The sequence below is a fragment of the Kitasatospora sp. NPDC001540 genome (assembly GCF_042894345.1).
In the GTDB taxonomy this organism is placed as follows: Bacteria; Actinomycetota; Actinomycetes; order Streptomycetales; family Streptomycetaceae; genus Kitasatospora; species Kitasatospora phosalacinea_C.
This window is the reverse complement of record NZ_JBIAVO010000002.1, coordinates 376,151-395,112: the sequence shown is the minus strand read 5'-3', so window position 1 is coordinate 395,112 and position 18,962 is coordinate 376,151. Positions and strand designations below refer to the sequence as shown.

The window sequence follows — 18,962 nt, the reverse complement described above, 5'->3', positions numbered from 1 at the left end:
ACGCTCCGCGGGGGCCGCGATCAGGATTCGGGCACCCGGGTTCCGGACCTCTCCGAAGCTCCGTTCCCTCTTGCGCAGTTCCCCGCGCCCCTGGTTTCGCCGCCTGCCCCGCTTCCCGGTGTCGCGGAGCGGTTCAGTGCGTGGCGGCGGCCCGCGCGGCGGGCGACTTCGCGAGGTAGGCGAGGGCCTGCGAGGAGCTGCCCTCGCGGGTGGGGTGGTAGCCGGGGCCGAAGTACCGGGCGGCGGAGCGCAGGAAGCGTCCGGGTTCGGGGAGCAGCCCGCGCCGCGCGGCGCGCCGGGCCTCGCGCCAGGTGGGGGCGAGGCGTCCCTCCAGGGTGGGGTCGGCGGCGAGCATGAAGCGGGCGCCGCGGATCCAGAGGTGGATCAGGAGCGGGCCGGAGACGAACATGCCGCGGACCCGGCGCAGGTAGCCGGGGTCGAGGTGGCGCATCAGGTCGTAGGCGACGCTGCGGTGCTCGACCTCCTCGGCGCCGTGCCAGCGCAGCAGGTCGAGCATGGTGGGGTCGGCCCCGGCGCGGTCGAGGCCGGGCGAGTTGAGGGCCCAGTTGCCGAGGAAGGCGGTGAAGTGCTCGATCGCGGCGACGAAGGCGACCCGTTCGATGGTGTTCTCGCGGCGCTGGCGGGCGGTCAGGCCGGGCTTGTCGCCGAGGACGCGGCGGAAGAGCCAGCTGATCTGCCGGACGTAGGGGCGGGGGTCGAGGCCCTGGCCGAGCAGGTGGTCGAGGACCTCCTGGTGGGCCTCGGCGTGGATCGCCTCCTGCCCGATGAACCCGAGCACCTCCTCGCGGAGCTGTTCGTCGCGGATCAGCGGCAGGGCGTCCTTGAACACCTTGACGAACCACCGCTCGCCCTCGGGCAGCAGCAGGTGCAGCACGTTGATGGTGTGGGTGGCCATCGGCTCGTCGGGGATCCAGTGCAGGGGCAGCTCGGACCAGTCGAAGTGCACGTCGCGCGGTTCGAGCACCAGGCTGTCGTGCACGGTGACGGGCGGGGTGGGGCGGGGCATGGGGGTGCCTCCTGACGCGCGGCGGACGGGGGGCGGCCCAGCGGCGACCCACCGGGCACACCGGCAAACTACTCGCGGGTAGCGGGCCCGACAAGGGTTTCGACCATCCTTATCAACATCGAGTCTAATAAGCCGCCCGTCCGGACGGCCGGGCCCCCGCGAACCCGTCCGCCCCCGTGGACCCGTTTGCCCTCTCCCCCGCGAACCGCCAGGGTGGGTCCCGTGACCGACGCCCCCTCCCCCCTCGTCCGCGCGCTGATCGCGCACCCGGTGCTGGCCGCGCCCGCGTACCCGGCGCCGGAGCACGGGCCCACCGGGCCGGGCAAGTTGTTCACCGCCTGGCTGCTGGAGGCCCTCGCCGCGGGGGTGCCGGACGCGCAGGTGCTGACGCTGGCCACGGTGGACGCCGAGGGGCGGCCGGACGCCCGGGTACTCGTCCTGCGGGACGTCGAACTCCCGGCGGCGGCCTGGCACTTCTGGACCGAGCCGGAGTCGCCCAAGGCCCGCCAGTTCGCCGCCCGCCCGGACGCCGCGCTGACCGTCTACTGGCCGCGGCACGGCCGCCAGGTCCGCCTGCGCGGCCCGGTCCGCCCCTCCCCCGGCTGCGCCACGCCCTCGCCCGCACTGCACTGCTACGCGCTGCACGCCGCCGAGGCCGAGTTCTGGCAGGCGGGCCCCGACCGCCACCACCTGCGCCGCCGCCACACCCGCACCCCCTCCGGCTGGACGGACACCGGCTGGACCGACGCCCGCCTGCCCGGCTAGCAGCGGTTCTCAGCTGCTGGGGGTGCCGAACTCGTCGGACAGGCCGAGGTGCTCGCGGAGTGCCTGCCGACCGACGGCCGTGGGAGCGACGGCGCGGCCGGTGCCGATCCGGGTGATCCAGCCGGAGTCGAAGGCGTGGGCGCACAGGGCGGCGCCGACGGCTCCGGCCAGGTGGGGGCGGCGTTCGGTCCAGTCCAGGCACGAGCGGACGGCCGGACGCCGGGTGGCCGGGGGCAGGGCGATGCCGAGCTCGGCCAGCCAGGCCGTCCCGTCGCCCGTGAGCGCCGGCCCGTGCTCCCAGTCCAGCAGGCCCCGACGGGTCATCGACTCGGTGATCGCGACCCCGAGGGCGCCGGCCAGGTGGTCGTAGCAGGTGCGGGCCCGGGCCAGGGCCCGGCTGCGGTTGACCGCGGGCAGGGTGCTGGGCGGGGCGGGGCGTCGCGGAGCCAGCGAGGCGAGGTTCTCGATCAGTCCGGCCGTCTCGAGGTCGGCGAGGCGGACGTAGCGGTGGCGGCCCTGGCGCTCCTCGGCGAGCAGGCCTCCTGCGACGAGGCGGTTCAGGTGCTCGGTCGCGGTCGAGGCGGCCACCCCGGCGTGGCGCGCCAGTTCGGTCGCGGTCCACGCGCGGCCGTCCAGCAGCGCCAGGCAGAAGGTCGCACGGGTGCCGTCGGCCAGCAGCGCGGCCAGGGCGGCCAGGTCCGGGCCTTCGGTGTGCGCGTCGCGGTGCTTCATCGCCGCCCATCATCCACCCGCGACACTTCGGCAGGCACCGAAGGGTCTCCGCCCTACCGTCGAACCCATGAACACCGCGACGCCCAGCAGCGCGCCCCGCGCCACGTCAGCCGACCACCTGACCATCACGCCGAGCATCCTGTACTTCGGAACGCCGGTCGTGCTGCTCTCGACGGAGAACGAGGACGGCACCTTCAACCTGGCGCCGATGTCGTCGGCCTGGGCGCTGGGCCAGGTGATCGTCCTCGGCGTGGGCGTCGACGGGCAGACCGCGCACAACCTCCGCAGCCGGCCCGAGCTCGTGGTCAACCTGCCCGCGCCCGCCCAGTGGCCGGCGGTGGAACGCCTGGCGCCGCTGACCGGGCGCACCCCGGTGCCCGCGGCCAAGCGCGGCGCCTTCCGCTTCGAGCCGGACAAGTTCACCGCCGCCGGCCTACGGCCCGAACCCTCCGGGTCGGTCCGGCCGCCCCGCGTCGCCGAGTGCCCCCTCCAGCTGGAGGCCCGCGCCGCCCGGGTCCGCACCGACGCGACCGGGGCGTTCCTCCTCGTCGAGGCCCACGTGCTCGAGGTCCATGCCGATCCCCGGATCGTCGTCCCCGGCTCCCAGCACGTCGACCCGACCGCCTGGAGCCCGCTGATCTACAACTTCCGCCACTACTACGGACTCGGGCCGGAACTCGGCCACAGCTTCCGCTCCCGGACGCCCGGGAGTGCGCCGACCGGCCCGTCCTGACCGGCCCGGGCCCTCAGGCGGGGGGTTCGATCTGCTTCGGCGCGTTGCGCAGTCGCGTCCGCTGGTGGTCGCCGATCAGCCGCTCCAGCTCCGTGATGCCGTACTGCTGCGCGTAGCAGTGCGGGTGCCAGAGGAAGTCCGGGCTCCAGCCGTGGATGTTCTCCACCACGGGGATCCACCAGTGCGGGCCGTCGCGGAAACTCGTCGACACCCCGGGCCCGGTGGGACCGACGAGCTTCGAGCAGTGCGGGCAGAGAGTCATCCCACCACGATCCCAGCGCGTCCCCGGCCGCCGTCAATACGTCGGTCGGCCCAGCGGCTCCGGGCCGGGCGCGAGCAGCCGTCGCAGCCAGCCGGCCCGGGCCGCGACGGCGGTGCGGCTGATCGCGGCGTGCGGGGCCAGGGTGTCGAAGCCGTGGCAGGCGCCGGGCCAGACGTGCAGTTCGGCGTGGCCGCCGTCGCGCCACAGGGCGTTCGCGTAGGCGGTGACCTCGTCGCGGAAGGTTTCGGCGGAGCCGACCTCCAGGTAGGCGGGCGGGAGGCGGGCGAGGTCGCGGGCCCGGGCGGGGGCGGCGTACGGGGGGAGGTCGGGGGCGCGGTGCAGCGGGCCGAGGGCGGCCTGCCAGGCGGTGGCGTTGGAGACGGCGTCCCAGGTGTCGTGCCCGGCGGCCTGCCGGGTGGAGGCGGTGGTGCCGCGGTCGTCCAGCATCGGGCTGAGCAGCAGTTGGCCCAGCGGTGTCGGGCCTCCCCCGTCGCGCAGCAGCAGGGCGAGGGCGGCGGCCAGCCCGCCGCCCGCGCTCTTCCCGGTCAGCACGATCCGCCCGGGGTCGATCCGCAGTCGCCCGGCGTGCCGGACGGCCCAGTGCAGGGCGGTGCGGCAGGCGTGCAGCGGTGCGGGGTAGCGGGCGGCGGGGGCGAGCGGGTAGTCGACGGAGAGCACGGCCAGGCCGAGCGGCTGCGCCAACTCCCGCAGCACGCGCGGCAGGACGGCGTACGCGTTGCCGCCGATCAGTCCGCCGCCGTGCAGGTGGAGCAGCGCGGGCAGCGGCCCGTCCGCCCCGGCCGGGCGGGCGGCGACCACCGGGGTGCCGTCGGCGTCGTGCTCGGCGGTCTCGAAGCGTCCGCCGTGGGCGAGTTGCCGCAGGGTCGGGCGCGGCCGCCGGGCGGCGTCCTGCTGCTGCCAGCGGGCCAGCCCGTCGGGCGTCAGCGGGGCGGGCACTCCGCCGCGGGCGGCCAGCGCGGCGGCCAACTCCGGGTCCAGGAACGGGTCCAAGTACGGTTTCAGGTACGGCTGTTGCACGGCGGCACGGCTCGCCGGGGGGCAGGGGGCGGGCGCGGCGCCCGCGAGCTGCGGCGGGTCGGGGGCGGCGGCGGGGGCGGCCGTCGGTTGCTCGCTCATGCGGTCGAGTATGCGCGGAGCGCCGCCCTCGGGCCGGGAGTTGACCTCTCGTTCGCGCGCGGGAACGCCCCGGAGGCCCCGCGGAGCGCCGCCCCCCGGGACCTCCGGCCGGAGGGTCAGCGCAGGATCGCGAGCTGCCCGGTGGCGCGGGTCATCGCCACGTACCGGTCGACGGCGCCCTCGATGCCCTCGCCGAAGGACTCCGGGTCGACGATCACCACCAGGTCGAACTCCAGGCCCTTGACCAGCTCGGGGCTGAGCGAGCGGACCCGGCCCCCGCCGAGGAAGGTCGGGTCGCCGATCACGCAGGCGGTGCCCTCGGGGTGCTCGGCCAGCCAGGCCTCCAGCAGCGCGTCGCGCTCGGCGCGGGCGCCGTGGTGGACGGGCAGGCCGCTGCGGCGGATCGAGGTGGGGACGTTGGCGTCGGGCAGGGCGGCCCGGATGACCGGCTCGGCCTCGGCCATCACCTCTTCGGGGGTGCGGTAGTTGACGGTCAGCGAGGTGAGGGTGACCCGGTCCAGCCCGGCGCGTCCCAGGCGTTCGGTCCACGACTCGGTGAAGCCGTGCCGGGCCTGGGCGCGGTCGCCGACGATGGTGAAGGAGCGGGACGGGCAGCGGGCGATCAGCATCTGCCACTCGGCGTCGGTGAGTTCCTGCGCCTCGTCGACCACGATGTGGGCGAACGGCCCGGCCAGCAGGTCCGGGTCGACGGGCTCGCTCTCGGTGTGGTCGATCAGCGCGTCGCGCAGGTCGGCGCCGCGCAGCATGGTGACCGCGCCCTCGCCGTCGTCGTCGGCGGTGAGCAGGTGGTCGACCACGCCGTCCATCAGCTCGCGTTCGGCGGCGATCCGGGCCCGGTGGGCGCGCTGGCGGCGGTCGGCGTCGGTGTCGCCGAGACGGCGGCGGGCGGCGTCCAGCAGCGGCAGGTCGGCGAGCGTCCAGGCGGCGGGGTCGGCGCGCTGCAGGGTGCGGACCTCCTCGCGGCTGAGCCAGGGCGCGCACAGCCGCAGGTAGGCGGGGACGGTCCACAGGTCGCCGACCAGGTCGGTGGGCTCCAGGATCGGCCAGGCCCGGCGCAGCGCGCCGAGCAGTTCGGGGTCGCGGCGCAGTTCGCGGCGCAGCACCTCGGGCGAGATGCCGTCCTCGTCGTCGAAGGAGTCGGCGTTCTTGTCGAGCAGGATGGTGATCAGCTCGTCGAGGATCTGCTCGCGGGCCTCGTTGTGCGGGACGCCGGGACCGGGCGCGGCGAAGGCCTCGGCCCAGTCCTCGGGGTCGATCCACAGCTCGTACCACTCGGTGGAGAGCTTGCGGCCCTCGGCGGGCGGCTCCTCGTAGACGGCGACGGCCTTCTCGATCGCGTGCACCATCCCGGCGGCGGCCTTCAGCCGGGCCACCTCGGGGTCGGGTTCGGGGGCGACGGCGGCGCCCTCGGGCAGCAGGTCGCGCAGGGTGCAGGTCTGCACGCCCTCCTCGCCGAGGCTGGGCAGCACGTCGGAGACGTACGCCAGGTACGGCTGGTGCGGGCCGACGAACAGCACCCGGCCCTTGCGGTGGCCCAGGCGCGGGTCGGAGTAGAGCAGGTGGGCGGTGCGGTGCAGGGCGACGACGGTCTTGCCGGTGCCGGGGCCGCCGTCGACGACCAGGGCGCCGCGCGAGCCGGCCCGGATGATGGCGTCCTGGTCGGCCTGGATGGTGGCCAGCACGTCGCGCATCCGCTCGGAGCGGGAGCTGCCGAGGCTGGCGATGAACGCGGACTGGTCGTCCAGGGCGGCGTGGCCGTCGAGGCCGTCGGCGGTGAACACCTCGTCCCAGTAGTCGCCGACCTTGCCGCGCTGCCAGCGGTAGCGGCGGCGGCTGGTCAGGCCCATCGGGTTGGCGTGGGTGGCGGCGAAGAAGGGTTCGGCGGCGGGCGAGCGCCAGTCGACCAGCAGGCGGCGGCCGTCGGCGTCGGCGAGGCCGAGGCGGCCGATGTAGACGGGCTCGGGGTCGTCGGCGAGGACGATCCGGCCCAGGCACAGGTCGTGGCCGAAGCGGCTCAGGGTGCGCAGCCGGGCGGAGAGCTGGTGCACCTCGTTGTCCCGGTCCATCGCCGCCCGTCCGGCCCCGCCGGGGCTGCGGCGGGCCTCCTCCAGGCGCGCGGTCAGCTCCGCGGTGTCCCGTCGCAGGGTGTCGGCGACCTCGGCGAAGTGCCGGTCGTCGGCGGCGATCAGGGCCGGGTCCGCCTTGGCGGCGAGCCGCTCGGGCAGGTCGAAGGCGCTGGTCGTCGGCTGGTTCATGGGTGGTGACTCCGATCCGCTGCCGGGTCGGCCGCGCTCCGTCCGCGTGCTGCTCGCGGTCTGCCCCGTTTGTGCTGTTTGCGCGGGTTCCCCGGTTCAGATCAGCGATTGTGCGGCATCGGGGGGGCCTTGCGGCAAGGCCCCCCTTGCGGTATAAGTTTGATAACGGCAGGAGAGCACGGGCTCCCTGCTTTTCGCATGTCCAGGCGCTTTCGCCTGTCGGGCCCCGCGCGCATCCTGCGCCGCCCCGCCGCCCGCTGTCCAGGGCCCGCCCGCTACTGTCCCGGCCATGGTGCGTGCGTGATGTCGACACTGGTGGAACACCTGGAGAGCCGGCTGGGCCGGACGTCCGGCGGCTGGCCGCCCCCGGCGCGTTCGCCGCCGGGCGCCCCGATGGTGGCGCACTTCGCCGACGGCCGACTGCCGGGCGTCCGCTCCTTCGCGACGGTCGGCCTGTCCCGCACCCCGCTGTGGGACGCGCCCTCGGGGCGGCACCTCCACCTGGAACTGCTGGTCTGCGAGTACGAGCGGCACACCGGCGACGCCGGGTTCTTCCCCGAGGTGCTGGAGTACGTCGCCGGGCGGCTGTTCGCGCACGGCGCCGCGGTGCTGCGCGGCGAGGTGCTGCCGCTGCCGGTCCCGCTGCCGGGCGGCACGATGACGGGCCTGTACGCGGCGCTGCCGGTGTACTTCGACGACGGCTTCCGCAGCGTCACGGTCGAGAACGGTAGCGAGGTGGGGGTGGTGTGGCTGCTGCCCGTCTCGGACCGGGAGGCGGCGTTCGTCGCGGAGCGGGGCTGGCGGGCCTTCGAGGACGAACTGGCCCGCCGGGACCCGGACCTGCTGGACCCGTCCCGCCCCTCGCTGGAGCTGTAGCCCGCCGCCGCCCGCGCCCGGTCGGCCGGTCAGGCGGTGGCGGCCCGCAGCCGGGGCAGGTGCGGGACGGCGGCCAGCAGCGCCCAGGTGGTGAGGACGAACGGCCAGGTGAGGGTGCGGCCGCCGAGCGGGGCGAGGAGCGCGGTGAGCGTGGTGGCCAGGACGGTGGACAGGGCGGCGCCGAACAGCGCGTAGCCCGCGTTCCAGGGGGTGCGGGCCGGGAGGACCGCGCCGAGGGCGATGCCGACCAGCACGGCGTTGTAGCCGTGCAGCCCGGCGGCGACCTGCCCGGCGGGTGCGCCGAGCGCCCAGGCCGCGGCCGTCCCGACGGCCGAGCCGAGCGCCGCGGCGAGCACCGCCCTGGCCCCCGCGCAGGCCAGGGCGACCAGCACGGCCAGGCCGACGTACCAGTTGTCCACCAGGAAGACCTGCGCGACGTTGGCGAAGAAGGCGTGCCACAGGTCGGCGGCGGTGAGCCCGGTGGCGGAGGCGGGGTCAGGGGCGGGGACGGGAGCGGGGACGGCGGCCAGGAGCACCCCGGTGACCAGGCAGAACGGCGCCGTCAGCACGGGCAGCCCGCAGGGGGCGAGGAGGGTGGTGAGCGCGGCGGTCAGGACGGTGCACAGCACGCAGCCGACGGCGGTGAGGAGGTACGTGGCGGGGTGGTCGCCGAGCGAGCCGACCAAGGCGATGCCGGTGAGGCAGCCCGAGTAACCCTGCAGGCCGAGCGCCACGGAGCGGCGGTCGACGCCGAGGGCGTACGCGGCGGCGGTGGAGAGCAGTGTGCCGAGGGTGGCGAACAGGCCGACCTCCCGGCCCGCCGCCCACAGCGCGGCGAGGACCAACGCCCCGGTGGACAGCCGCGGTTGCAGGACGACCTGGGCGACGCCGCGCAGCGCGGCCGCGAGGTAGGACCGCGCGGCCGCGAGGTAGGCCGGCGGTTCGCGGCCCGGGGTTTGGCGTCCGTCCGGCGCGGTCACGCGTGTCAATGTCCCTCCAGGAGCGTCCGGATGAGCGGTTCGGATGAGGTGCGCCGTCGTGCGGCGGGCGAGGGGTCGGAGCGGGGCCGGGCCCGGCATTCCCAGGCCTCCCACCACCTGAAATGCTGGGCGGGCCGTCGGGGGGCCGTACGGCACGAACGAAGGAAGTGGAGCGGACCATGACCGCGACGGAGCACGACGTCCTGGAGTGGAAACGGAGATCGGAGCAGCGCTTCGAGACCTGGCGGGACCTGATCGCGCTGACCAGGAGCTGCGAGGCCAGCACCCCGTACACCGACAGGTTCTCGGCCGAGCTGCGGCGGCTGGAGCTGGGCCCGGTGACCTTCCTCGGGACGTCCTTCCCGAACGCCCAGTTCAAGCGCACCGCCGCCCAGGTGCGGCGCTCCGACCCGGCGGTCTTCCACCTCACCCTGATGCTGCACGGCCGGCTGGACCTGGCCCGTCCGCACGAGGCCGACTTCACCGCCGTGCCCGGCGACGTCACCCTGCTCGACAGCTCCCGCCCCTACCACCTGCGGGCCCTCGGGGCGCCGCTCGACGGGGGGCAGTCGCCCCGGGTCGAGGCCCTGGGCATCGACTTCCCGAGCGCGCTGCTGCCGCTGCCGTCGCACCAGTTGCGCCCCCTGCTCGGACGCGGCTACCGGCCCCGGTCGGGGACCGCAGCGCTGATCCCCGACTTCCTGCTCAGCCTGAACCGGCAGGCCGAGTCCCTGGGCCCGGCGTCCGTGGGCCGGCTCGGGCCGGTCTTCGTCGACCTGGTGTCCGCCTGGCTGACCGAGGAGTTGGAGCTGACGGCCGCGCTGTCGCCGGAGACCCGGCGGCGCGCCCTGGTCGAGAACGTCCGGGCCTTCGTCCGGCGCAACCTGCACGACCCCGAGCTGACGCCCGGCGTGATCGCCGCCGCGCACCACATCTCGGTCAGCTACCTGCACCGGATCTTCACCGAGGAGAGCGGCGGCGAGACCGTCGCCGCCTGGACCCGCCGCAGGCGCCTGGAGCAGGCCCACCGCGACCTCGCCGACCCGACGCTGCGCGGCACCCCCATCCACGTCCTGGCCGCCCGCTGCGGCATCCCGCGCCCCGACGACTTCAGCCGGGCCTTCCGCGCCGCGTACGGGCTCTCCCCCCGCGACCACCGCAGGCAGGCGCTGGACCGGACGCCGGGCGGGGAGTCGGACGGTGCGCCGCAGGCCGCTGACCGGGGGTGATCCGGCGCGGGGTGGACGCAGCGCCAAGGCACTGTGCACGCACCGCCAAGGCGGGGCCGCCCCGGTTGGCTAACGTGGTCCGCGCGAAGGAAGCCCTGGCCGCTCGGGGCGCCTCGCGGTCGACGTGAAGCCATCCAGGGGGGATCCGCCGGTGGTTGAGGGGACACGTCGAACGGTGCGGGCCCGCCGGCCGGATCGCCCCCGATCCGACCGGCGGGCCTCTTCTCGTTGTCCGGCGCCGGCCTGCACGGCCTCGTCGAGGAGGCCGGCGGCCCGGTCGGTCGTGCGGCGTGAGAACAGACCCATCGGGTGTGCGCTCCTTCCGGTTCGGTGGGCCGCGATCGTGGCGGGGCCGGTTCAGCGGGTGGTGCGGCGGCCCAGGTAGGTGAGCGGTCCGGGGTCGGGGACGGGGATGACGTGGAAGCCGAGGCGGTCGTAGAAGGCGCGGGCGGCGGTGTTGGCGGTGACCATGCCGAGGTGGACCCGTCCGACGCCCCGGGCGGCCAGGGCGTCGAGCAGGGTGTGCATCAACTCCCGTCCGTGGCCCGCCCGCTGGTGGCTGGGGAGCAGGTCGATGTGCAGGTGGGCGGGGTAGTCGGCGAGTTCGGGCAGCACCATCCGCTCGGGGGTGTGCAGCAGGTGGACCATCACCTCGCTGGGGGTGGTCGGTTCGCCGGTCGGCGGCGGGTAGCGGTCGGCGACGGTGGGGATCCACTCCTCTCGGAAGCGCTTCACGAACGCCGGGGTGTCGGCGGTCGCCAGCACGTAGCCGACCGCCTGCCCGCCGTCGTCCAGCACGAACGCCAACTCCGGTTCCAGCACGGCGTACGGGGCGGCGAAGATGTTCGGCAGCAGTTCGTGGTCGGGGTAGGTCTGCCGGGAGTCGCCGCCGTTCTCGGCCGTGCGGACGCAGATGTCGAACAGGGCGTCCCGGTCGGTGGGCCGGTAGGGGCGGACGACGGGCCGTCGGGGATGATCGCTCATCCGCCGCATCCTTCCTTCGAACGCACCGTTCGACAAGCGAGTCGACCTGTCGTCGGTCTGCTGTCGGGCCCGCTGCCGGACCGCCCGTCAGACCGCCATCGCCAGCATCAGCGGCGCCGCCCGCACCGACAGCAGCTCGGCGGCCTCGCGCAGCCGGTGCGCCTGGGCCAGCGGCAGCGAGGTGGCCAGGCAGCCGAGGGTGTTCCCGGCGACGACCGGGACGGCCGCGCACACCGTGTCCATCGAGTACTCCTGCAGGTCCAGGACGGGGACGGTGGCGGGCTGCCGGTCGAGCCGGTGCAGCAGGCGGTCGGTCTCGGTGATGGTGCGCGCGGTCAGCCGGGCGGCCGGGTGGCGGGAGAGGTGGTCGAGGCGGGCGTCGTGGTCGAGTTGGGCGAGCAGGCACTTGCCGATCGCGGAGGCGTGCGCGGTGGCCCGGAAGTCGGCCCACTCGTGCACGGCGGGGGCGTCCTCGTCCGCGCAGACCGCCTCCACCGACAGCTCCCCGTCGTGGTAGCGGCTGAAGTAGACGGCCGCGCCGAGCTCGTCGCGCAGCTCCTCCAGCCGGTGCTGCAACCGGGCCCGCACCATCGGCTCCCGGTGCTGCGTGCCCAGCAGGGTGAACGCCCCGCCGAGCGCCCAGCCGCCGTCCAGCCGGACGAGGTAGCCCTCGGTCTCCAACTCCTCGGCCAGCAGCTGCACCTGGGCCTCCGGCAGGGTCAACTCCCGGGCCAGTTCGGCCTGGGAGGCGCCCTCCGGCCTGCGGTCCACCGCCTCCAGCAGCCGCAGCGCCCGCCGCAGCGCCCCGAACGGCCCGGAGCCGCCGCCCGACCCCAGCACCCCGTCGCTCCGGTCCCTGCTCACCGCGGACATGGTCTGGCCCCCTCCCGCGCCGTCCCGCCTCCCCTCCAGGGTAGGGGCGGCACGGCTCCCGCACCGTCCCCTCACCGGATATTCGCCCCGGCGGGCCGGGGCGGCCTTGACAGGCATATGCCCCGGTGCGGTAGGACGCGGGCATGGACGACCACCCGGGAACGGCCGCGCTGGAGTGGTGGGCCAACGACGAGCTCTGCGTCGGCCCCCACCGCCTGCGGATCTCCCCGTGCCCCGCCGACGGGGGCGACCTGCGGTACGAGGCGGTCCTCGATCCCGGACTGCCCGCGGGCGCCGCGCGCGAGGGCTTCGACCTCCTGCTGGAACTCGACCCGCACTTCACCCTGCGGTTCCCGGACGGGAGCAGCCGCCCGGTGTCGGTCGCCCGGTCCGCGGACGGCGGTCGGCTGCTGCTCACGGCCGCCTGACCGGCCCCGGCGCACCACGCGCGCCGGGGCCGGTCGGTGTCCGGCGGTCGGTCAGTCCTCGTGCGCCGCGCGGAGTTCGGCGACGGCGGCGGCCAGCCGGGCGCCGTACTCCGGGTCGGCGGCGTGGAAGTGCGCGAGGTTCTTCTCCACCACGTCGTCCCGGCCGACCTGGGCCAGCGAGCCGGCCAGGTTGGCGATCAGGCGGGACTTCTCGGCGTCCGTCATCAGCCGGTAGAGCTCGCCGGCCTGGAAGAAGTCGTCGTCCTTGCTGTGCGCGGGCGTGGGGTAGGTGCCGGTGTGGCCGGAGACCGGCTGCGGGGCGTGCAGAGGCTCGTCGGTCTGGGCCGGGCCGCCGTACGAGTTGGGCTCGTAGTTCTTGTCGCGGCCGTTGGGGTTGAGCGCGCCGAGGCCGTCCTGCCCGTAGTTGGCTGCCTGCGCCGCCCGCGGGGCGTTCACCGGGAGCTGGGTGTGGTTGACGCCGAGCCGGTAGCGCTGGGCGTCGGCGTACGCGAACAGGCGGCCCTGCAGCATCTTGTCGGGCGAGGGGCCGATGCCGGGCACGAAGTTGTTCGGCGAGAACGCGGCCTGCTCGACCTCGGCGAACACGTTCTCCGGGTTGCGGTTGAGCACCAGGCGGCCGACCTTGACCAGCGGGTAGTCGGCGTGCGGCCACACCTTGGTCAGGTCGAACGGGTTGAACCGGTAGTCGGCGGCGTCCTCGACCGGCATCAGCTGCACGTACAGCGTCCAGGACGGGTACACCCCGCGCTCGATCGCCTGGTGCAGGTCGCGCTGGTGGCTGTCGGCGTCACCGCCCGCGGTCTCGGCGGCCTGGGCGGCGTCCAGCGAGCGGATGCCCTGGTTGGTCTTGAAGTGGTACTTCACCCAGTGCGCCCGGCCCTCGGCGTTGACCCACTGGTAGGTGTGCGAGCCGTAGCCGTTCATGTGCCGGTACGAGGCCGGGATGCCGCGGTCGCCGAACAGCCAGGTGATCTGGTGCGTGGAGGCCGGGGAGTGCGCCCAGAAGTCCCAGACGTTGTCGGCCTCCTGGGTGCCGGTGTACGGGTCGCGCTTCTGCGAGTGGATGAAGTCCGGGAACTTGATCGGGTCCTTGATGAAGAACACCGGGGTGTTGTTGCCGACCAGGTCGTAGTTGCCCTGCTCGGTGTAGAACTTCACCGCGAAGCCGCGCGGGTCGCGCACCGCGTCGGTGGAGCCGAGCGCGCCCGCGACGGTCGAGAAGCGCAGGAACACCTCGGAGCGCCGGCCGACCCGGGAGAGGAACGCCGCCTTGGTGTACTGCGCGACCTCGTCGGTGACCTCGAAGTACCCGTACGCGCCCGACCCACGGGCGTGCACCACCCGCTCCGGGATGCGCTCCCGGTTGAACCGGGCCAGCTTCTCCAGCAGGTGCTGGTCCTGCAGCAGCAGCGGGCCGTACTCGCCGGCCGACGCGCTGTTCTGGTTGTCGGCGACGGGTGCGCCGGACTCGGTGGTGAGGGTTCTGGGCATGGGTGATCCTTCTCGGGCGTGCGGAAGAACAGGAGGAGGGGGACGCGCCGTCAGCCCGCGTACAGCGGCCGGATGGCCGTCGCGTCGGTGAGCGGGCGGGCCTCGGCGGGGTCGGTCGGGAGGCCGGCCGCGGCGAGGGCCTCGCGGGCCTCGCGCAGGGGGAGGGCGTTGAACCAGCGCAGCGCGAGGGCGTCCTGGCCGGCCGGAGTGAGGCGGCCGGTGAGGCGCAGGCGGGCGAGGCCGCCGTCGGGGTAGACGTTGATCCGGACGTGGGTGACCGGGGTGCCCGCAGGGAGGCGGTAGCGGTGGCGGGTGTCGGGCTGCAGGCGGGTGCGCGGCAGCAGGACGGTCTCGGTGCCGCTCTCGGCGTCGGTGCCGACGAGTTCGGCCCAGCCGGGGGCGTTGGCGACGAAGCAGGAGGTGTCCACCTCCGCCGCCAGCACCTCGCCGCCCCCGGCCAGGGCCACTCGCACCCAGTCGTTGGCCTTGTCGCGCCGACGCCGGGTCTCCCAGCCGTCGCCCATGACGGTGGCGCGGCCGGGAGCGTTCAGGTTGTGCGGGGAGGAGAAGTAGCGGTCCGAGGCGGCCTCGGCGACGCCGCCGTACTCCTGGGCGGCGAGGTCGAAGGTGAGGCCGGCCAGGTCGCGCGGGTCGGGCAGCACCTCGCCGTGCACCCGCAGCCGGGCGACGCCGCCGTCCGGCCAGATGTTCAGGCGGACGTGCGTCCAGCGGGTCGGGTCGTCGACCGGGAAGTGGTGCGCGGTGTCGCCCTTGAGCCGGGTGCGCGGGACGAGGTCGGTCCACTCGGCGGCGGCGAGCTCCTCGGGCGAGGGGTGGCCGGGGACGGACGCGGCCTGCACGGACGCGGTCTCCGGGTAGTTGCCGGTGAAGTGCGCGGTGTCGACGACCACGCCGCGGACCCGGCCCGCGACGCCGAGCCGGACGATCGCCCAGTCGTGGTCGTCCTCGGTGGGGTGCGGCTGCTCGGCGCTCGCGCCGCGGCGGCGGCGGGACTCCCAGCCGTCCATGATCTGGCCCTTGTGGCCGAAGGTGTGCGGGCGGAACTCGGCGGGCTTGGCGACCAGCAGGTTCTCGGCGTCCGCGAAGGTGTCCTCGTTGGTGGCGACCACGCCCGCGCCCAGCAGCCGGGAGGCCAGGTCGACCAGCTCGGTGAACGGCGCGTTCGAGGTCAGGTCAGTACTCAACTGGTGCTCCTTCTTTCAGCGTTGGACTGTCAGGGTCGGACGATCTGCCGGCCGTGCGGGGCACCGTCGGGGTCGACGGGCCGCCCGCGCAGCCAGGTGCGGTGGACCAGCCCGGTGAGGGTGCGGCCCGCGTACGGGGTGACCGGGTTCTTGTGGTGGAGGCGTTCGGCGCGGACGGTCAGCTCGCCGTCCGGGTCGAAGGCCACCAGGTCGGCGTCGCACCCGGGCGCGATCGCGCCCTTGGTGCCGGTCAGGCCGACCAGGGCGGCGGGGCCCGCGGACATCCAGCGGACCACGTCCGCCAGGGTGTGGCCGCGGCGGCGGGCCTCGGTCCACACCGCGGGCAGGCCCAGCTGGAGGGAGGCGATGCCGCCCCAGGCGGCGGCGAAGTCGCCGCTGCCGCCGTACCGGGCGAGGAGTTTGAGGTCGGGGGTGGAGGGCGAGTGGTCGGAGACCACGGCGGCGAACTCGCCGTCCGCGAGGGCCTGCCAGAGCAGGTCGCGGTTGGACTCGTCGCGGATCGGCGGGCAGCACTTGAACGCGGTGTCGCCGTCCGGGACGTCCTCGGCCGCCAGGGTCAGGTAGTGCGGGCAGGTCTCGGCGGTGACGGCGACGCCGTCCGCGCGGGCCTGCCGCAGCAGCGGCAGCACGGCGGCGGAGGAGACGTGCAGGACGTGCACCCGGGCGCCGGTGCGGCGGGCGGCGGCCAGCAGGGCGGCGACCGCGGCGGCCTCGGCGTCGTCCGGGCGGGAGGCCAGGAAGTCGCGGTAGTGGGTGCCGGGCACCTGGGGGGCGGCGTCCAGCACGGCCGGGTCCTCGGCGTGGATGATCGCCAGCGCGCCGATCCGGGCCTGCTCGGCGAGCGCCGACTCCAGGTCGGCGGGGGTGGCCAGGTGCGGGAACTCGTCCACCCCGGACGGGGTCAGGAAGGACTTGAAGCCGAACACGCCCGCCCGGTGCAGCGGTTCCAGGTCGCCGGTGTTGCCGGGCACCGCCCCGCCCCAGAAGCCCAGGTCGACCCAGGCCTGGCCGTCGGCGGTCTTCCGCTTGGCGTCGAGGCCCGCGACGGTGGTGGTCGGCGGGATCGAGTTGAGCGGCATGTCGACGATCGTGGTGACCCCGCCCGCCGCGGCGGCCTTCGTCGCCGAGGCGAAGCCCTCCCAGTCGGTGCGGCCGGGCTCGTTGACGTGCACGTGGGTGTCGACCAGGCCGGGCAGCAGCGCGACCTCGCCGAGGTCGGTGAGCTGCCGGTCGCCGACGAGCAGCGCGCCGTGGGCGGCGACCTGCTCGATCTTCCCGGCCCGCACCAGCACGTCGGCGGGGCGCTCGCCGTCCGGCAGGACCACCCGCCGGGAGCGGATCACCGTGCTGTCGCCGATGGGCATGAGGGGACCTCCGAGCGTCGTGGGGAGCGAGGGTGGGTCGAAGGAGTGCTGGGAGCGTAGGCCCGCCTTCAACAAAACGTCAATGTAGGAATGTACGAGGACCCGATGGTCCGTCAGGACAGCAGCTCGGCCGCCAGGCGCTCCCCCGCGAGCTCCGCGAGTTCGCCCGCCCGGGTCATCGACTCCGCCGGATCGGCCACCAGGTCGGCCAGCGCCAGCGCCCGGACGAAGCCCGCCGACCGCCACTCCCGCTCCGACAGCTCCAGCCGCCCGGCCACCGCCGCCACCGGCACCCCGGCCCGCGCCGCCGCCGCGGCCACCCCCGCCGGGGCCTTGCCGTGCAGGGTCTGCGCGTCCAGGCAGCCCTCGCCGGTCACCACCAGGCGCGCCCCGCGCACCGCCCGCTCGAAGCCCAGCAGCTCGAGCAGCAGCTCGATGCCCGGGCGCATCCGCGCGCCCAGCAGCGCCAGCGCGGCGAAGCCCACCCCGCCGGCCGCGCCCGCCCCCGCCGCGGCCCGGACCTCGCGGCCCGCCAGCCCGGCGACCGCGTCCGCCCAACGGGTCAGCCCCTCCTCCAGCACCAGCAGGTCCGCGGCGTCCGCGCCCTTCTGCGGGCCGTACACGGCCGCGGCGCCGCGCGGGCCCAGCAGCGGGTTGTCCACGTCGCACGCGACCACCACCTCCACCCCGCGCAGCCGCTCCGCGAGCGGGCCGGGCTCCACCCGCGCCAGGCGCCGCAGCGCGGCCCCGCCCGGCGGCAGCGGCGAGCCGTCCGCGTCGTACAGCTCCACGCCCAGCGCCTGCACCATGCCCGCACCGCCGTCGGTGCAGGCACTGCCCCCCAGGCCCAGCACCACCCGGGACGCCCCCAGCGAGACCGCCTTCGCGATCAGCTGGCCCACCCCGTACGAGCCCGCCCCGAGCGGCGCCGTCCGGCCCCCCGGCAGCCGGGCCAGGCCCGAGGCCTGCGCCAGCTCGACGACGGCGGTCTCCCCCCTCACCGCCAGCCCCGCGACCACCGGCAGGCCGGTCGGCCCCGCGACCTTCACCTCCACCCGCGAGAACCCGGCCGCGAGGGCCGCCGCCAGCGTCCCCTCCCCGCCGTCGGCCACCGGCAGCTCCCGCACCTCCACCCCGGGCGCGACCCGCCGGAGCCCCGCCGCGAGTCGCGCGGCGACCTCGGCGCCCTCCAGCGAGCCCTTGAACTTGTCGGGGGCAACGACCACATGACCTCGCACGACACCGGGCCTTTCGAGAGGAGGAACTGTCTGGGAGCTCGGGGAGGGTCCCGTCACGAGGGCCCCGCCAGGGGCCCGGGGAACGGCGGGCTCGGGGCTGCTGCGGGTTCACTGCCGGTGCGCGCCATTGGCTTCGGGTTCTGTTACCGCGGCCCGAAGCAGCACGGACACATCGATGGGCTCCGGCCGCCAGCAGCACGGACCCGCCGTTCCCCGGGCCCCTGGTGCGTTCCCCTCCGTCTGCCGGAGGGTCTCCCTCCCCGCCGACCTCCCGTCCCGCTTCCGACGTGCGGGAGGCTCCCCTCGGCGGGGAGGGGGTCTGGACCCCCTGGGGGCGCGGGCACGACCGGACAGGTACGCGCCGCCAGGGGGAGTCGGTTACTTGACCTCGCGGCCGGAGAGCCGCTCGACGCCGCGCAGCAGCGCGGAGTGGTCGAGCGCGCCGTCGCCGTTGGCGCGGGCGGAGGCGACCAGTTGGGCGGCGACCGCGCCGAGCGGGAGCGCGGCGCCGACGGCGCGGGCCGCGTCGGTGACGATGCCCATGTCCTTGTGGTGGAGGTCGATCCGGAAGCCGGGGGCGAACTCGCGGGCGAGCATGTTGCCCTTCTTGCGGTTCAGCACGGTGGACCCGGCCAGCCCGCCGCCGAGCACGTCGAGCGCGGCGGCGAGGTCGACGCCCGTGTTCTCCAGGAAGACCACGGCCTCGGCGAGGACCTGGATGTTGACGGCGACGATCAGCTGGTTCGCGGCCTTGACGGTCTGGCCCGCGCCGGCCGGGCCGACGTGCACGACGGTGGTGCCGAGCGCGTCGAACAGCGGCTTGGCCTCGGCGAAGTCGGCCTCGGCGCCGCCGACCATGATGGAGAGCACGGCCTCGACCGCACCGGCCTCGCCGCCGGAGACGGGGGCGTCCAGGCTGCGCAGGCCCGCGGCCCGCGCGGCGGCGTCGACCTTGATGGAGGTCTGCGGGGTGATGCTGGACATGTCGATGACCAGGGTGCCGGGCCTGGCGTGCGCCAGGACGCCGTCCTCGCCGAGGATCGCCTGCTCGACGTGCGGGTCGGCGGGGACCATGGTGATGACGACCTCGGCGTCGGCGACGGCCTCGGCGATCGAGCCGGCGCCGTGGCCGCCCGCGGCGACCAGGGCGTCGATGGGCTCCTGGGTGAGGTTGTAGCCGGTGACGTGGTGGCCGGCCTTGACCAGGTTGACGGCCATGGGCTTGCCCATGATGCCGAGGCCGATGAAGGCGATCTTGCGGCTCATCGCGTGCGGGTCCTTAGGTGTGAGGGTCTCGGTGGGTCCGGGTCGGCGGAGGGT

At 75.2% G+C, this 18,962-nt stretch carries 18 protein-coding genes; 5 read left to right on the top strand and 13 right to left on the bottom strand.

The window, feature by feature from the left end; translation table 11 throughout:
* Positions 1 to 133: 133 nt before the first annotated feature.
* Positions 134 to 1,027 (bottom strand): metal-dependent hydrolase, encoded by an 894-nt coding sequence (locus tag ACFY00_RS04715; protein WP_388027189.1) that lies wholly within the window; start codon positions 1,025 to 1,027, stop codon positions 134 to 136.
* Positions 1,028 to 1,249: 222 nt separating this feature from the next.
* On the opposite strand from ACFY00_RS04715, the gene ACFY00_RS04710 reads away from it, so the two are divergent.
* Positions 1,250 to 1,792 carry a pyridoxamine 5'-phosphate oxidase family protein gene (locus ACFY00_RS04710; protein ID WP_388027187.1) on the top strand — a complete coding sequence of 181 codons (543 nt, stop codon included), beginning with the start codon at positions 1,250 to 1,252 and terminating at the stop codon, positions 1,790 to 1,792.
* A 9-nt stretch (positions 1,793 to 1,801) separates the two neighbouring features.
* Here ACFY00_RS04710 and ACFY00_RS04705 read toward each other — a convergent pair whose 3' ends face one another.
* Positions 1,802 to 2,524 (bottom strand): ArsR/SmtB family transcription factor, encoded by a 723-nt coding sequence (locus ACFY00_RS04705; RefSeq protein ID WP_388027185.1) that lies wholly within the window; start codon positions 2,522 to 2,524, stop codon positions 1,802 to 1,804.
* 67 nt (positions 2,525 to 2,591) lie between these two features.
* Here ACFY00_RS04705 and ACFY00_RS04700 point away from each other — a divergent pair, with 67 nt between their 5' ends.
* Complete coding sequence (locus ACFY00_RS04700) at positions 2,592 to 3,257, top strand: flavin reductase family protein (protein WP_388027182.1); 666 nt, start codon at positions 2,592 to 2,594, stop codon at positions 3,255 to 3,257.
* Positions 3,258 to 3,270: 13 nt separating this feature from the next.
* Here ACFY00_RS04700 and ACFY00_RS04695 read toward each other — a convergent pair whose 3' ends face one another.
* The 3 genes from ACFY00_RS04695 to helR form a co-directional block, all read right to left on the bottom strand.
* A complete protein-coding gene (locus tag ACFY00_RS04695; protein WP_388027179.1) occupies positions 3,271 to 3,519 on the bottom strand; it encodes a hypothetical protein in 249 nt (82 codons plus the stop codon).
* 33 nt (positions 3,520 to 3,552) lie between these two features.
* Positions 3,553 to 4,656, bottom strand: a complete 1,104-nt coding sequence (locus tag ACFY00_RS04690) for an alpha/beta hydrolase fold domain-containing protein (RefSeq protein ID WP_388027176.1) — start codon at positions 4,654 to 4,656, stop codon at positions 3,553 to 3,555.
* Between the two features lie 116 nt (positions 4,657 to 4,772).
* A complete protein-coding gene (gene helR, locus ACFY00_RS04685; protein ID WP_388027173.1) occupies positions 4,773 to 6,932 on the bottom strand; it encodes an RNA polymerase recycling motor ATPase HelR in 2,160 nt (719 codons plus the stop codon).
* A 303-nt stretch (positions 6,933 to 7,235) separates the two neighbouring features.
* Here helR and ACFY00_RS04680 point away from each other — a divergent pair, with 303 nt between their 5' ends.
* Positions 7,236 to 7,808, top strand: coding sequence for a suppressor of fused domain protein (locus ACFY00_RS04680; RefSeq protein ID WP_388027170.1), 573 nt, complete (start codon positions 7,236 to 7,238; stop codon positions 7,806 to 7,808).
* Between the two features lie 29 nt (positions 7,809 to 7,837).
* Here the strand turns inward: ACFY00_RS04680 and ACFY00_RS04675 are convergent, their stop codons facing one another.
* Entirely contained in the window at positions 7,838 to 8,704 is an 867-nt protein-coding gene (locus tag ACFY00_RS04675) for an urea transporter (protein ID WP_388027368.1), read from the bottom strand.
* A 263-nt stretch (positions 8,705 to 8,967) separates the two neighbouring features.
* On the opposite strand from ACFY00_RS04675, the gene ACFY00_RS04670 reads away from it, so the two are divergent.
* Complete coding sequence (locus ACFY00_RS04670) at positions 8,968 to 10,017, top strand: helix-turn-helix domain-containing protein (RefSeq protein ID WP_388027167.1); 1,050 nt, start codon at positions 8,968 to 8,970, stop codon at positions 10,015 to 10,017.
* Between the two features lie 357 nt (positions 10,018 to 10,374).
* On the opposite strand, the gene ACFY00_RS04665 is transcribed toward ACFY00_RS04670, so the two are convergent.
* Both ACFY00_RS04665 and ACFY00_RS04660 read right to left on the bottom strand, forming a co-directional pair.
* Positions 10,375 to 11,001, bottom strand: a complete 627-nt coding sequence (locus ACFY00_RS04665; RefSeq protein ID WP_388027165.1) for a GNAT family N-acetyltransferase — start codon at positions 10,999 to 11,001, stop codon at positions 10,375 to 10,377.
* 87 nt (positions 11,002 to 11,088) lie between these two features.
* On the bottom strand, positions 11,089 to 11,865 hold the full coding sequence (locus tag ACFY00_RS04660) for an IclR family transcriptional regulator (protein WP_388027162.1): 777 nt from the start codon (positions 11,863 to 11,865) through the stop codon (positions 11,089 to 11,091).
* Between the two features lie 152 nt (positions 11,866 to 12,017).
* Here ACFY00_RS04660 and ACFY00_RS04655 point away from each other — a divergent pair, with 152 nt between their 5' ends.
* The gene (locus tag ACFY00_RS04655; protein WP_388027159.1) at positions 12,018 to 12,302 is read left to right on the top strand and encodes a hypothetical protein; all 285 of its coding nucleotides are present in this window, start codon (positions 12,018 to 12,020) and stop codon (positions 12,300 to 12,302) included.
* Between the two features lie 51 nt (positions 12,303 to 12,353).
* Here ACFY00_RS04655 and ACFY00_RS04650 read toward each other — a convergent pair whose 3' ends face one another.
* From ACFY00_RS04650 to ACFY00_RS04630, 5 genes are all read right to left on the bottom strand, one after another.
* The gene (locus tag ACFY00_RS04650) at positions 12,354 to 13,814 is read right to left on the bottom strand and encodes a catalase (protein ID WP_388027157.1); all 1,461 of its coding nucleotides are present in this window, start codon (positions 13,812 to 13,814) and stop codon (positions 12,354 to 12,356) included.
* A 50-nt stretch (positions 13,815 to 13,864) separates the two neighbouring features.
* A complete protein-coding gene (gene alc, locus ACFY00_RS04645) occupies positions 13,865 to 15,019 on the bottom strand; it encodes an allantoicase (RefSeq protein WP_388027154.1) in 1,155 nt (384 codons plus the stop codon).
* A 29-nt stretch (positions 15,020 to 15,048) separates the two neighbouring features.
* Positions 15,049 to 16,404: an allantoinase AllB gene (gene allB / locus ACFY00_RS04640; protein ID WP_388027152.1), complete on the bottom strand. Its 1,356-nt coding sequence runs from the start codon at positions 16,402 to 16,404 to the stop codon at positions 15,049 to 15,051.
* 113 nt (positions 16,405 to 16,517) lie between these two features.
* Positions 16,518 to 17,630, bottom strand: coding sequence for a glycerate kinase (locus tag ACFY00_RS04635; RefSeq protein ID WP_388027149.1), 1,113 nt, complete (start codon positions 17,628 to 17,630; stop codon positions 16,518 to 16,520).
* Positions 17,631 to 18,020: 390 nt separating this feature from the next.
* Positions 18,021 to 18,908 carry a 2-hydroxy-3-oxopropionate reductase gene (locus tag ACFY00_RS04630; RefSeq protein WP_388027147.1) on the bottom strand — a complete coding sequence of 296 codons (888 nt, stop codon included), beginning with the start codon at positions 18,906 to 18,908 and terminating at the stop codon, positions 18,021 to 18,023.
* Between the last annotated feature and the right edge of the window lie 54 nt (positions 18,909 to 18,962).

What these genes read in the sequence shown, in the direction of transcription:
- ACFY00_RS04680 (WP_388027170.1), top strand. Translation starts at nt 7,236, where the DNA reads ATGTCGACACTGGTGGAACACCTGGAGAGCCGGCTGGGCCGGACGTCC.
- ACFY00_RS04650 (WP_388027157.1), bottom strand. Translation starts at nt 13,814, where the DNA reads ATGCCCAGAACCCTCACCACCGAGTCCGGCGCACCCGTCGCCGACAAC.
- ACFY00_RS04670 (WP_388027167.1), top strand. Translation starts at nt 8,968, where the DNA reads ATGACCGCGACGGAGCACGACGTCCTGGAGTGGAAACGGAGATCGGAG.
- ACFY00_RS04630 (WP_388027147.1), bottom strand. Translation starts at nt 18,908, where the DNA reads ATGAGCCGCAAGATCGCCTTCATCGGCCTCGGCATCATGGGCAAGCCC.
- ACFY00_RS04705 (WP_388027185.1), bottom strand. Translation starts at nt 2,524, where the DNA reads ATGAAGCACCGCGACGCGCACACCGAAGGCCCGGACCTGGCCGCCCTG.
- ACFY00_RS04665 (WP_388027165.1), bottom strand. Translation starts at nt 11,001, where the DNA reads ATGAGCGATCATCCCCGACGGCCCGTCGTCCGCCCCTACCGGCCCACC.
- helR (WP_388027173.1), bottom strand. Translation starts at nt 6,932, where the DNA reads ATGAACCAGCCGACGACCAGCGCCTTCGACCTGCCCGAGCGGCTCGCC.
- ACFY00_RS04655 (WP_388027159.1), top strand. Translation starts at nt 12,018, where the DNA reads ATGGACGACCACCCGGGAACGGCCGCGCTGGAGTGGTGGGCCAACGAC.
- ACFY00_RS04700 (WP_388027182.1), top strand. Translation starts at nt 2,592, where the DNA reads ATGAACACCGCGACGCCCAGCAGCGCGCCCCGCGCCACGTCAGCCGAC.
- allB (WP_388027152.1), bottom strand. Translation starts at nt 16,404, where the DNA reads ATGCCCATCGGCGACAGCACGGTGATCCGCTCCCGGCGGGTGGTCCTG.
- ACFY00_RS04690 (WP_388027176.1), bottom strand. Translation starts at nt 4,656, where the DNA reads ATGAGCGAGCAACCGACGGCCGCCCCCGCCGCCGCCCCCGACCCGCCG.
- ACFY00_RS04695 (WP_388027179.1), bottom strand. Translation starts at nt 3,519, where the DNA reads ATGACTCTCTGCCCGCACTGCTCGAAGCTCGTCGGTCCCACCGGGCCC.
- ACFY00_RS04715 (WP_388027189.1), bottom strand. Translation starts at nt 1,027, where the DNA reads ATGCCCCGCCCCACCCCGCCCGTCACCGTGCACGACAGCCTGGTGCTC.